The organism is Mucilaginibacter sp. A5337 (assembly GCF_059690695.1).
Genome location: NZ_JCAWEC010000007.1, coordinates 283,612 through 297,894 on the forward strand (window position 1 = coordinate 283,612; position 14,283 = coordinate 297,894).

At 44.2% G+C, this 14,283-nt stretch carries 7 protein-coding genes; 5 read left to right on the forward strand and 2 right to left on the reverse strand.

The genetic code is table 11. The features are described from left to right. Positions 1–119: 119 nt before the first annotated feature. The 5 genes from AC59JO_RS23855 (at position 120) to AC59JO_RS23875 (ending at position 10,331) form a co-directional block, all read left to right on the forward strand. A complete protein-coding gene (locus tag AC59JO_RS23855; protein WP_497308499.1) occupies positions 120–2,012 on the forward strand; it encodes a 7TM diverse intracellular signaling domain-containing protein in 1,893 nt (630 codons plus the stop codon). Between the two features lie 819 nt (positions 2,013–2,831). Continuing rightward, the gene (locus AC59JO_RS23860; protein WP_413666937.1) at positions 2,832–5,999 is read left to right on the forward strand and encodes a SusC/RagA family TonB-linked outer membrane protein; all 3,168 of its coding nucleotides are present in this window, start codon (positions 2,832–2,834) and stop codon (positions 5,997–5,999) included. Between the two features lie 17 nt (positions 6,000–6,016). Then, complete coding sequence (locus AC59JO_RS23865; protein WP_413666936.1) at positions 6,017–7,891, forward strand: RagB/SusD family nutrient uptake outer membrane protein; 1,875 nt, start codon at positions 6,017–6,019, stop codon at positions 7,889–7,891. 164 nt (positions 7,892–8,055) lie between these two features. After that, positions 8,056–9,168, forward strand: coding sequence for an SPFH domain-containing protein (locus AC59JO_RS23870; RefSeq protein WP_413666935.1), 1,113 nt, complete (start codon positions 8,056–8,058; stop codon positions 9,166–9,168). Between the two features lie 32 nt (positions 9,169–9,200). Continuing rightward, positions 9,201–10,331, forward strand: coding sequence for a zinc finger domain-containing protein (locus tag AC59JO_RS23875; protein ID WP_413666934.1), 1,131 nt, complete (start codon positions 9,201–9,203; stop codon positions 10,329–10,331). A gap of 119 nt (positions 10,332–10,450) precedes the next feature. Here AC59JO_RS23875 and AC59JO_RS23880 read toward each other — a convergent pair whose 3' ends face one another. Further along, positions 10,451–11,695: a PepSY-associated TM helix domain-containing protein gene (locus AC59JO_RS23880; protein WP_497308502.1), complete on the reverse strand. Its 1,245-nt coding sequence runs from the start codon at positions 11,693–11,695 to the stop codon at positions 10,451–10,453. Positions 11,696–11,746: 51 nt separating this feature from the next. Further along, a complete protein-coding gene (locus tag AC59JO_RS23885; RefSeq protein WP_497308504.1) occupies positions 11,747–14,185 on the reverse strand; it encodes a TonB-dependent siderophore receptor in 2,439 nt (812 codons plus the stop codon). Positions 14,186–14,283: the final 98 nt, after the last annotated feature.

Consider the following 14,283-nt stretch of genomic DNA (forward strand, 5'->3'; position numbering starts at 1 on the left):
TATTGTAATGACTATCACCTCTAAAAAAGGGAGTGCTGTAATTGCGCGTAATCAAGTGATTATGTAGTTATAGCAGGTCATACCATTGATTAAAACATTTGATTAAACATTTACCCGCATTGACTAAATATTTATTTGTTTTTTATTTATGCCTGTGGGGGCTTACTTCCCATGCACAAAACGTACTCAGGGTTGATAAAAATATTCAGCAGCATAAGTTTACCCTTAACGAGGTAAAATACCTGCAGGATAGCACCGGGAAACTCACATTCCAGGACATACAGAAAATGAGCTCCTCTTTTACCGAAAACAGCTCATACTATCCAAGTAATCATCATAAAAACTCAACATACTGGTTCCGCATACGGATGTATTTCAGCGAGCCTGTAAATAATAACAGCATCATTGAACTGTTTGATCAAACAACTGATGAAGTTACGGCTTATATGCCTGACTCGGCAGGTGGCTATATCAAAAGTGAATCGGGCGCTAATCTTGATTTCAGCAAAAGGCTTTTTCATCATAAAAACTTTGAGTTTTTAATTGGGGATACACAGCCTGGCTATCATACTTATTATTTCAGGATAAAATCACATAATGCCGTAAACGTAATTATAGTTTACCGCACCATTAATTACTTTATTCATTATGCACTTAATGAATATTTAACCTACGGCCTGTTTTATGGCATGATCCTTATTTTTTGTTTCCATAACCTGCTCATGTTCCTGGCGGTTAAAAAGAAACAATACCTGTATTATGTATTTTACATTTTAAGCGTAGGGCTTTATGAAATGAGTGCCGACGGCATCGCGTTCCAGTATCTGTGGCCAGAAACTCCGGGATTAAATCACTATGGCAACGGCATTTCCTTATACTTCATCAGTATTTGTGCGCTGGTATTCAGTAAAGCGCTGTTGCAGGTTAAAGAAAAGGCTCCCCAATTTAACAGGTTAATCAATTACGTTTTATTACTGCGCACCGTTTATTTTCTGTATTGCCTTATTTTCAACAAATCGCTGTTTGTGTACAAGTTTGTTGAGGTCATCCCTTTATCGCTGGCTTTTGCTACCGGTGTGTATATATTTAGAAATGGCTACAAACCGGCCCGCTTCTTTGTGCTGGCCTATTCGGTACTATTTGTGGGTTTTACCGTTAAGGCGCTCACCGCCCTTGGTTATACCTATTTTTTACCTGCTCCTATAAGTTATTACAGCCTTAGCTTTTGTTTTATCATTGAGATGGTACTGCTGTCATTTGCCATCGGCGACCAGGTTAGGGTGCTACGAAAAGAAAAAGACGCAGCTCATGAAGAAACCATAAGGCAAATGCAGCTGAACAGCCAGCTACAGGATTCAATTAATGAGGAACTGGAACGGCAAGTGCGGGCCCGAACGCATGAACTGGTTGAAAAATCAAACGAAATAACACAGCAGAGCCAGATCATCGAAAATCAAAACAAAGAACTACTGCTGGCCAACCTGCAACTGGAAAAACAGGCAGGCGAAATATTGCGCATGAACGTTTTACTTGAAAAAGATAATGTTCAGCTAAAAACAAACATTGAAAAGGTAACTGAATCAAGGGCACTTTCTACCGAGCTGGGCTATGAAGAGTTCAGCGCTAATTATCCCGACCAGGAAACCTGCTTTAAGTTCCTGTCATCATTAAAATGGAAGGATGGCTTTATTTGTACACGCTGTTCAAACACAACATATTGTGCCGGGCGATTGCCGCATAGTCGCCGGTGTACCAAATGCAGTTATGAAGAATCGGCATTGCATAACACCATATTTCAAAACAGCCGCATCCCTATCAACAAGGCATTTTATCTCACCTATCTAATTTACAGCACCAACGGAACGATATCATCGCATCAGCTTTCCGAAAAGCTCGATATCAGGCAAAGTACCTGCTGGACATATGCCATCCGCATAAAAAAGGTGCTGCAGGAAAAGAAAAAATCACGAAAGAAAAATGATCAGCAAGGGTGGACAGTGCTGGTGATGTGAGATAGCTTTGTTGGACTGGGCTATTCATGTTTGTTTTCACATCTCCCCAGAGCCTCTCATAGATTCAGGTTAATCCACAAAATTACTTGTCGTTCAATCAGCGAGATGTTTTGTTTTGCCCCTCTGAAGCAAAGGAATGCTGTTAGAACTATAAGCTACAAACCTTTTGCACCTCTGGTGCACCAGTACTTAAGTACATCTCAATTAATGTTTGTCTATTAAATTATAAAAATCCCCCGGAGGGGGAAAAGGTTTGTAGAAATAATGCCCTCCCCCCTTGTCCGAACCGCAGAGGGGTTCAACTTATGCAGATTACTCAATTGATAATAGCCATTTGAATATTAGTTTTATGCGTTAACCTAAATTCGCGATATGTCCTAATCAGACAGAAACTTCATTTCTCTCCTGATAAAGCAGGTTTTAACCACCTTTCAATCCCCTCAATTGTCATTTTTTAAAATATTTTCACTTTTTTTTCTTGTTCACCAAGCGTATCACCCGAAAAAAACAACAGGATGTAACCTGCTGTAAATACGCAACTTCAACGTTTGAGTTATTCGTTATCAAAACGTATCAAATTTCATTTAAATATCTTAAAATCAATAACTTACATACAATACAACTATTGCATTATTGATTTATTCCACGTTAAATTTACCCCACCAATTACCAGTTAGTAATACGCTTAACCAACAAATCGCTTATATGAAGTAAAGATCGCGCAGCAGTATTTACCTGCACTGCTATTGTGTAAACCAGGTTTGCATTTAGCCCATTCCGGCAGCCACAGCTGCTTAACCAACTAAACAGCAATTAATTATGAAGAAAAAAATTACGCTAATTTTTGTTTTACTTATTACCATACTAACACGGTCCTTTGCACAGGATATTACCGTGAAGGGTATTGTTAAAGACAGCCAGGGTCTGCCAATACCTGGCGCCACTGTTAAAAACAAATCGACAGGTGCCGTAACTGTTACCGATTTAAAAGGCAGCTATTCAATTACCGCAAACGGCAACGCTACACTTGTATTCAGCTTTGTGGGTTCGGCCACACAAGAGCAACCAATTAAAGGCCGTACAACAATTGACATTACCCTCGCCGATGCCAACAAACAACTGGAAGAAGTTGTGGTGATTGGTTACGGTACCCGTGCCGTTAAAGACGTTACCGGAGCCATCAGCAGTGTTAAAGCCGAGAAACTGGAGAACGAACACCCGGCCAGCGCTACCGACATTATCAGGGGAAATATTCCGGGTATTTCGGTTGCCCTGAACACCTCGGCCAAAGGCGGCGGAACAGGCGATTTACAGATCAGGGGTAAAGCCTCTCTTTCGGGCAACGTTCAGCCGGTTATCGTATTGGATGGTGTAATTTATCCTGGCCAGTTAGCCGATATCAACCCTAACGATATCGACCGTGTTGACGTACTGCGCGACCCAAGTGCACTTGCTGTATACGGTGCGCAATCTGCCGGTGGCGTTGTAGCTATCACTACCAAAAAAGGTAAAAAAGGCGGTACTCAAATCACCTTAAATGCAAACTTTGGTATAGCACAACTATTACAAAATCAAAAATATTATACAGGCGATGGCTTCCTTAACTGGCGTGCCGACGGAGCCCGTAGTTCCAATACTTCAAACCCCTATTATTATTACAGCAATCCTAACAAGCTGCCCGATGGCGTAACGCTTGCCCAATTCCTTAACGGGGCCACAGGCGATCCAACTACTATCTGGCTGCAGCGTTTAGGTTTATTCCCTAATGAGATTGCCAATTACCAGGCAGGTAAAATGACCGACTGGTCAAAACTGGTATTCCGTAATGGTTTCCGCCAGGATTATACAGGCAGCTTCTCGGGTAGTTCAGAAACGGTTAAATACTATGTATCGGGCAACTATACTAAAAACCAGAACCTAATTCAGGGCGGCCAGTACACCGACGGCCGTTTCCGTGTGAACCTGGAAGGTAAAGCCGCCAAATTTCTAACGCTTGGTGTAAACGCGCAATTTGCAAGCCGTGATGAAGGTGCCGCCAGCACCCCGTTGAGCGGACAGGCTATTGACGCTACCGAAGCCGACTGGACGCAGATCATCAACTCATCGCCTTATGGTGATATGTATAATGCCGATGGCTCATTACGACGGATTGATACTGACGACAGCGGCTTGAACCAGCGTAACCCTTTCCTCGGCAACCGTTACAATCAAAACGTGGCTGTTCAAAACACATTATTCTCTGTGCTTTTTGCCCGTTTAGATCTTCCTTTCGGTATCAAATACACGGTGAATTATGCACCAACCATCGAATCGTACAGAAACTTCTTCTTCCGCCCGGTAGCTAACCCTAACGAACTTTCGGGTGGTACTGCTATCCGTACACAGGAAAACCGTTACAGGTACAATCTTGATAACATATTAAGCTGGAACAAATCATTTGGCATCCATAGTTTTGATGCAACTTTCCTGCTTAACAAAGAAAAATACCAAACCTGGTATACCAATGCGTCAAACACGCAGTTAACCCCAACAGATATTTTAGGCTACCACAATATTGGCGCAGGCACTTTACCTGTTGAAAGCAGCGACGACCGCGTTTATAACGCTGACGCGATCATGGGCAGAATCAACTATACCCTGTTAGGCAGGTATATCCTGACAGCAACTGTGCGTCGTGACGGTTTCTCGGCATTTGGCTTACAACATCCGCGTGAAGTTTATCCTTCTGGAGCAATTGCCTGGGTATTCAGCGACGAAAGCTTTATGAAAGGCGATGCCTTTAAATGGCTTGACTATGGTAAATTACGTTTCAGCTACGGCGCAAACGGTAACCGTACCTCAACTACTACCGCCGATCCATCTATCTCATTAGCTGTATTAGGTGGTATTAAATATCCTACTGCAAACAACTCGGGTACCGTTACCAATAACAGTGGTATTTATGTAAGCACCTTACAAAATGCCCAGTTAAAATGGGAACGTACGGTAGGACCAAACATCGGTTTGGACTTCACCATACTGCACAACAGATTAAGCGGCTCGATAGATGTTTACGACCGTAAAACTACCGACCTGCTGGTAAAACGCAGTATCCTTGACGTTCAGGGTTACAATTCATCAGGTGATTTGGTTGGCGGCGCTAACAACTCAAACCCGTATACTAACATTGGCCAGGTTAACAACAAAGGTTTTGAAATTTCCTTGGATGGCAAGATCATGAAAAGTGAAAACTTTAACTGGAATGCAAGCGGTACTTTCTTTCTTAACCGCAACAAAATTGTTCACCTGTATGGCGCATTTCCGGTTACGGATGCCAATGGCGTTACCACCAATGTTGAAAAAGATGATATCGGTAACGGCTGGTTCATTGGGCATGACATCAACGCAGTTTGGGATTATAAAATCCAGGGCGTTTGGAAAACAACCGAGGCTGATCAGGCTGCTAAATACGGTGCTAAACCAGGCGATTTTAAACTTCAGGACGTAAACGGCGACTTTAAATTCACCAATGATGATAAGCAATTCCTGGGTTCACAAAACCCAAGCTTTAGCTGGTCGTTACGTAACGATTTCAATTTCCTTAAACACTTTGATGTATCGTTCCTGCTGGTATCGAGCATTGGTCAACTGAAACAGTATAACCAGGCTTTAAACAATCCAGGCAGCGTAGGTTTTGCACGTATGAACTCATACGTATTACCTTACTGGACACCTGACAACCAGATTGATGATTATGCCCGCTTAAATTCAGGCTCATCAGGCACTACCATTAACGTTTGGCGCAAAGCTTCGTTTGTAAGGTTGCAAACAGCTTCTATCGGTTACACTTTCAGTCCGCAACTGATCAAACGGCTGGGTATCTCAAGCGCCAAAATATTTGTGAACGCAAGCAATGCCGCTGTGTTTTCAAGCTGGCCGCTTTGGGATCCGCAAAATGGAGGTCCTACGCCAAGATATTTATCAGCCGGGTTTAACGTAGTTTTTTAAAGAAGGGATTTTAATACATGAACAAGATAAACAAAAACATCATGGCTGCGGCTTTAACAGCAGCAACCATATTTATAACCGGAGGCTGTACCAAGCGGGCCGATCTGTATCCGCAGGCACCTTCAAAATTTACACCCGACGTAACTTATACCTCGCCTGCTGCATTTAAGGCTGCTTTGGCTACGCTGAACGTAAGTGTAAGGTTTGAATATTTCGGCGATTCGGCCCCATTACTTACCGAATCGATATTTACTGATGCAGCCGTTGAGGGTACCACCGATAAAACCACACCGGCACAGGATTTGAACGCACGCATCACCCCTACTGCCAACCTAAACAGCGATGACTATAATAAAATTGGCCGCTACTGGAGCGCATGGTACCAGGGCATTCATGATTGTAACGTAATTTTATCGAGGTTAGATAACATCAAATGGCCTTCGGACGCTGACAAAAATTTGGTTAAAGCTACCGCGCTTTTCCACAGGGCGTACCGTTACTATCGTTTAGTGCATGAATTTGGCGATGTACCATTGTTGCTGAAAGAAGAAACTGCGGTAAACACAGGCTACTTCAGCACGCAACGTATAGTGATCCTGAAGCAAATGAAAACCGACCTGGAATTTGCTGTAGCTAACCTTACCGATGCAAATGCTAAAGGTGATATTTCAAAAGGCGGTGCGGCCCATCTTTTAGCTAAGGTTGATCTGGCCCTTGGTTTATTTGATGATGCTATCGCGGCATGTAACGTTGCAATCAATGGCCCGTATCATCTCATGACCAGTCGTTTCGGTATAGTAGCGAGCGACGCTTCAAAAAACATCATCTGGGACCTTCATCGGCCGGAAAACAAAGCATTGGGAACGAATGCCGAAGCTTTATACGTAGTGCTTGACCGCGAAACACTTGACGGTGCAACACCAAATGGATCACAGGTGATGAGGAACTGTGTGCCGATGTGGCATAATGGTACCATCCTTACTCCCGGTGCGCTTAAACCGGGTATCTCAGATAAAGTAACCGAAGAATTCCCGCTTACCTTGTGGTATGGTCGTGGTATTGGCCGTTTACGCGGTACGCCTTACGCTACCAAATACATCTGGACAGATAATACCGACTTAAGGCACGCGCCCGGAAACTGGATGAACATGACCGATCTGGTTTATAATAGCCCCGCTATCAAAACATCCGACCCTACCTGGTACGGCAAACACCTGGAGCAGTACACCGATGCCAATGTAAGCAAACGCTTCCTGAATGGTGCAAAAGATACTATCCGTGCATGGTTTGGTTGGCCGCATTATAAAGTGTTCATCGGCTCGGGCCCTATTGCGCTCGATAAATGGTGGAGCCCGCCACGTGGTACTAATACCGACTGGTACGTTTTCCGTTTAGCTGAAACCTACCTGCTGCGCGCCGAGGCATATGTATGGAAAGGCCAAAATGCACTTGCTATGGATGATATCAATAAGGTAAGGGCACGCGCCAACGCACAATTGTTAACCGATCCGGGTAGCGTAAACATAGGCACTATACTCGACGAGCGCCAAAGGGAACTGTACTGGGAAGAGCCACGTAAAACCGAGCTTACCCGTATAGCTTATATCTTTGCGCAAACAGGTATCCCTGCTTATAACGGAAAAAGCTACAATGTGGCCAATTTCTCAACAAGCAACTTCTTTTATGACAGGATCATGGAGAAGAACGACTTTTATAAAAACCCTAACGTTGTAACCAACTCTGGTAACCATTTCACTATTTCGCCGTACCACGTTTTATGGCCTATCCCGCAAAGCGAGATCGACCTGAACGTAAATGGACATATTAACCAAAGCAAAGGATATTCAGGTTCTGAAACCAATATCCCGCCGCTTGATAAGATCGTTCCTTAATTTAGTTGAATTTGTAACATTTGAGCCGGGCGTTAGTCAATTGACTAATGTCCGGTTTTTTGTTTTTTACGGATTTAAAAGCGTAAAATAATTAGCCGCCGGCACATTTGTGTATCTGATTTTTTCACATATTTAAACATTATTTAAACCTGATATCGAAAAATATGGGCCTGTTCAATATCCTTCGTAACGAACTTATCGACATCATAGAGTGGGTTGATACCACTCAAAACACCCTTGTATGGAAATTTCCGCGCCATGACAACGCCATTAAAATGGGCGCCCGACTGGTTGTGCGCGAGTCGCAGGCGGCCGTTTTCATGAATGAAGGCCGCATTGCCGATGTGTATGCTCCCGGCACCTACGAGCTTCAAACCCAGAACATGCCCCTGTTAACTACCTTAATGAGCTGGAAATATGGCTTTCAAAGCCCGTTTAAGGTTGATGTGTTCTTCGTGAGCCTTCGTCAGTTTACCAATCAAAAATGGGGTACCAAAAACCCGGTAATGATCCGCGACGCTGAGTTTGGCCCCGTACGTTTAAGGGCGTTCGGTTCTTTTAACTTTAAGGTTCAGGACCCAAAGAAATTCATCGCCGAAATCTCTGCTACCAATCCGGATTTCGTTATTGAAGATATCAATGAGCAATTGCGCAACACCGTTGTATCGCGCGGAATGGATGCCGTGGCCGAATCAAAAATAAACGTACTTGACCTGGCAGCCAACTATAACGAAATGGGTAAATTCATAACTGAATCTATCCAGCCCGATTTTGCTGACCTTGGTCTTACCCTGACCAAATTACTGGTTGAAAATATTTCGCTGCCGCCAGAAGTTGAGCAGATGCTTGATAAACGGAGCGAGATGGGCATATTAGGCAACCTTGGCGCTTATGCGCAATTTCAGGCTGCCAATGCCATTGAAAAATCTGCCGAAAATACTATAGGTGGCAACCTGGGTGCTGCCGGTATGGGCCTCGGTGTTGGCGCGGCCATGATGGGCCAGGTTGGTAATATTTTTCAGCAAAACCAGGTAACTCCTAATAACACTGGTGGTGATGTTCCCCCACCTCCTCCCCCTGTTGTTCAATATCATATTGTAAAAGAAGGCAAATCTGACGGGCCGCACTCTTTCAGCGACATCAATGCTATGATTGCCAGCGGAGCATTAAGCAGAGAGAGCATGGTTTGGAAAAAAGGTATGGCTGCCTGGGCTGCCGCATCATCTGTTGAAGAGATTGCAGAACTATTTAACAACGTACCTCCGCCAATTGCCTAACCTGCGATCATTCCTAATCCTATCTTTCTGAAATGAACAACGAGGTTAATCCATCAGCCATAAACAATTCCTTAAACTGTTCGGGCTGTGGCGCATTACTGCACTTTAATCCAGGCACACATAACTTGCTATGCGATTATTGCGGTGTGAGCAATGCCATTGAAAGTGCTCCCGATAGTCGCGACATTTTATCTTATGACTATGAGGAGTTTATTGCCGGTATCGATAACAATAAACAAAGCGCCGATCTTAAAGTAGTAAACTGCAAAAACTGCGGTTCGCAAACCATTCTGGATCAGTTTGTAACTTCAGATAAATGCCCGTTTTGTACTGCCCCACTGGTGTTGGACCTGGAAAGCGGGCAGCAATATGTACCGCCGCATTATATTTTACCCTTTGCCGTTACCCAACAACAAGGGATCGAATTTTTCAAAAAATGGCTTAAAAGCCTGTGGTGGGCTCCCAATGATCTGGCTAAAAAAGTAAGCGACGCATCATCGGCACTTAAAGGCGTTTATGTCCCGCACTGGACTTATGATACCTATACGATAACAGATTACAGCGGCGAGCGTGGCGATTACTACTACACCACCGAAACATATACTGAAACCGTTGACGGTAAATCTCAAACCAGAACCAGACAGGTACGCCATACGGACTGGTCATATGCTTCAGGAAGAGTGGAATGTGATTTTCGCGACCTGATGGTGCCGGCAAGCAAATCATTGCCCGAGAAAACGCTCGATAAACTTGGGCCCTGGAATTTTAATATGCTGGTTAAGTTTGATGAACGCTATATGAGCGGCTTCCGTTCCGAAACCTATCAGTTAGATCCGGAACAGGGTTTTGTTAAAGCTACAGAGCAAACTTCAGGGCCAATACACTCGGCAATTCGGGATGACATTGGCGGAGACGAACAAAGAATAGATAGTACAGACACTCAATATCTTGACAAAGCTATAAAATACCTGATGCTGCCTGTTTGGGTAAGTGCCTATAATTACAATAACAAGGTCTATCAGTTTACGGTTAACGCCAGCACGGGCGAAGTTATTGGCCAGCGACCGATAAGCGCTATTAAGATCATCCTTGCTGTATTGCTTTTAATTGTTTTGATAATAATCGGGGTGATTTTGTATCAGAATGCGCATCCTAACGGTTGATTATTGATTAAAAAAACGCTCATATAAAAAAATCGTCATTGCGAGGTACGAAGCAATCCCCAATTTGCAGGTCCGCTCTGTATAGTTCGCGATTGCTTCGTACCTCGCAATGACGATTCCTATTGAGTAACCAACTCCTTCTCAACCTTTCTAACCCGTTGTTGTTTTACAGCAGGTTTCTTATTCCGCTTTCCCCACCAGATATAAAACCCGGTGATAGGCAAGCTGGCAGATACCATGGCCAGGAAAAACGCTACAACTTTACCGGGGATACCCAGTATAGCCCCAACATGGATATCGTAATTCATACGCCTCAATTTATCGGCAGCACCGGCATCTGCATAACGCCCGGAGTAAGGCCCTGCCGATTTGACAGGCTTAAGCGTATACTGATCAAAATTGTAAATATTGGTCTTGTAATAAGTACCCGAACGCAGGTAAGTTATCACTTCCACCAGATCGGCTTTTTGGCCGGGTAAATTGATATAAAAACCTTCCGGCTTATCTTGCGCGGCAATCTGGTTCCATAGTTTATCAACAGAAGCCATATTGAATGACAGCTTCGAGGTCGTATCTGATACCATGGCGGTTTCTTCGGTCAATGATTTTCCGCCCGATGTAGCCCAGTATATTGATTTACTCACCCATTGAAAACTCCACACCAGGCCTGTTAAGGCTATGATAAGCAGCAACAGCATGCTGTAAAAACCAAACACGTTATGCAGGTCATAATTTACCCGTTTAAAGCTGGCGTTCCATTTTACTTTAAAGCTTTTATCGCGCGTGGCCTTAGTCCACTTTTTGGGCCACCACAATACCAGTCCGGATATTAAAAGCACCACAAATATCAATATGGCTACGCCAATTATCGGTCGACCTATGGGATATGGCAACCATAAGGCACGGTGCCCATGTAGTATAAATCTAAAAAAATCAAAGTCGCCCTTGTTACCCACAAAATCTGTAGTCGTTTTTTTCAATACGCGCCCGCTATAAGGATCTATAAAAACGGTTATCAGCAAACCCGTTTTACGGCTATAGGAAACCGCCGCGGCCGACTGATCGGGTAAACCATAGTTTAATGCAGTAGGTTTCATTCCCGGCACCATTTTAACGGCGATGCCTGTCAGCACTGAAGGCGGCAGCATTTTTTTATTTTGCGGCTGTACGTGTGTCCAGGGTTCAGTTACACTGCGGATCTCTTTTTCAAAAACATAAATGGCGCCTGTAATACTTACAATCACCACAATAATTCCCGAAAAAAGCCCAAGCCACAAATGCAGCCACGCAGAGATTCTTTTAAATAATGAATCGCCTTTCTTTTTTGATTTAACGGCTCGTGCCGGGGTAGCAGTTTTAAGCATATTGAACTAAAAAGGCAGGCCGGAATCCCGGCCTGCAGGTGAATAATTTTTTTAGAAACGATAGCTGATACCAAGACGGTAGTTACGTCCGGCCTCTGCCTGCCAGTAATAATAGGTTGCATATGCCGCGCCGCTGTACAGGTACTTATCAAGCAGGTTATACACGTTAGCGCTTATCTTTATGTGGTCTTTACCCCAAAACAAGCCGCCATCAAACTTGTAATAATCCGGCAATTGCAACTGACCGCTGCTGGCGTTCCATGTCCAGGTGGTACGGTCGCCCTGGTAGGTTGCACCGGCGTAGATACCGCTATTTTTCAGCGCGCCATTTTGTATGGTATAAGTTAATGAAGCATTTATGTTATGCTTGGCGTAGCCGGGCACTTTTGCACCAACAACAGCCGTAGCAGGCAGGTTGGCTGCACCACCGGTTTTAGAGATCTTTGAATCGGTATAAGCATAATTGGCTACTAATGAAAGACCGCTGAAGATCTGTCCGCGGGTATCAAATTCAATACCCTGGGTTTTGGTTTGGCCAACATCTATCACAAAACCTTCGGAGCCTTTGTTATCAGGGTCGGCAGTAAGGGTGTTGTTTTTAAGGATACGATAAGCAGATAAAGTGGTGCTCCAGCTGCCGTCAAACCAGTCGCGTTTAACACCGGCCTCCAGGTTATTGCCGGTAATAGGTTTTGGCAAACTGCCATCGCGGATCAAGGCGCTTTGCGGCACAAACGACTGATCATATAAACCGTAAACGGATGTTTGCCTATCGATATTTACACTTACGCCAAAACGTGGGGTAAATTTTTTCTGATTACGACCAGCAAGATAATTGATCTCTTTTACATAGGTATAACGGCCGGCAAGGGTTACACGTAGTACATTATCAAAAAAGCCGAGCTCATCCTGTCCGTATACACCGGTGTATGACTGGCTCGATAGGTTACCTGCCCCTCGTTGTGCCAAAGGTTTCGATCTGTCAAATACCGGTAAACCCAAAGCAGGCTGGTTATAAACCGGGTTATTGATGTTAAAAGGTTTAGTGTCGCTGTCAATAGCGCCACCTTGTCCCCAATCGGCAATGTATTGTTTGTTGCCCAGGTCAAGACCGCCCAATATGCGGTGACGTACAGCACCTGTCTGCACATCGCCATTTAAAAATACCTGGCCAAATTTCATCACGTTTGATGCATCCCAGATAGATACGCTCCTGATCAGATCGCCATTAGCTTTTACGCTATTTACCCAGGCCGAGCTGCCTTGTTGCTGGTAGTTGAAATAGGCCAACTGCCCGGTTAGTTTCCAGTGCTCATCTATCTGGTGGTTGAGATAAATAAAGGCGCTGTTATCTTTTATATAGGTAGGTGCTATGCCGGGTTCGGTTATGGTAAAATCGCGGGGTTTTATGGCGTAGCCCTGAGTTGCAAAAACATAGTATGACCCAAGGTTTGATAATTTGGCATGCTGATAAGTGTACTCAAATGTTAACGAAGTTTTATCATCAACTTTCCAGGTAAGCACCGGTGCTATGCTGAAGCGATCATTAAACTCGTAATTACGGAACGAGTTTTTGGTTTGATCCATCAGGTTTAATCGATACGAAAGGCTACCCGATTTAGTGGCTTTGCCATCCAGATCTAAAGTGGCGCGGTACAGGTCATAGCTACCCATGGTCATGGTGGCTTCACCGTTAAAATCTCTACCGGTAGGCTTTTTGGTGACCACGTTATAAATACCGCTTGGCTCGCCGTTACTCATCATAAAGCCGGCCGGGCCTTTTACAAATTCAATCCGGTCAACAAAGCTCATGTCTTCACTAAGCGGGCCCCAGTTTGATGTAACGTTCATGCCATTGCGAAATGCCGCAGCACGGCTGCCACGCATATTTACACGGGTATACAGATCGCCCCAGTGCTCCAGTCGGGTTGCACCGCTCACGTTGCGGGTAACACCGTCGCTCATGGAGATCACCTGCTGATCGGAAAGGGTTTGTGATGTAATTACCTGGATGTTTTGAGGCGCTTCCAGCAAAGGTTCGTTCAGCCTGATTGAGTTGGAAGGCACATCGGCCTTATAGCGGCTTTTAGCGCCTGTAATAGCTACCTCTTTTAATATACCGGCATTTTCTTTCAGCATAAAATCAAGGGTTTGAGTACTGCCGGAGGCCACGGTTACAGACTGCTCTTCGGGTGCAAGGCCCACCGCGGAAACCCGGATAATGTAACTGCCCGGTTTGATCTTACCGATGGCATAACGTCCGTCGGCATCAGTAAGGGCGCCATAAGTGGTATTTTTTAATGCTACGGTAATACCAATTGCAGGCTGGCCATCGGCTGTGGTAACCTTACCTTTTATGCTGCCGGCTGCACCATCATCAGCCTTAGCTGAAACGGTTGAAAAAGAAAATAGGATTAATAGAAAGTAAAAATGTTGAAATAATAGTGAAGTAAAGTTTGACCGTTTACTGCAGAGTAAAACAGATTTCATAAATTTGAGTGAAATGATTAATGGATTAAAAGGATCGGTTAACATTAACCCGATGTAAAGTTTGGCGACGGAGCATCGGGATTTTTGTTTTTATAAGA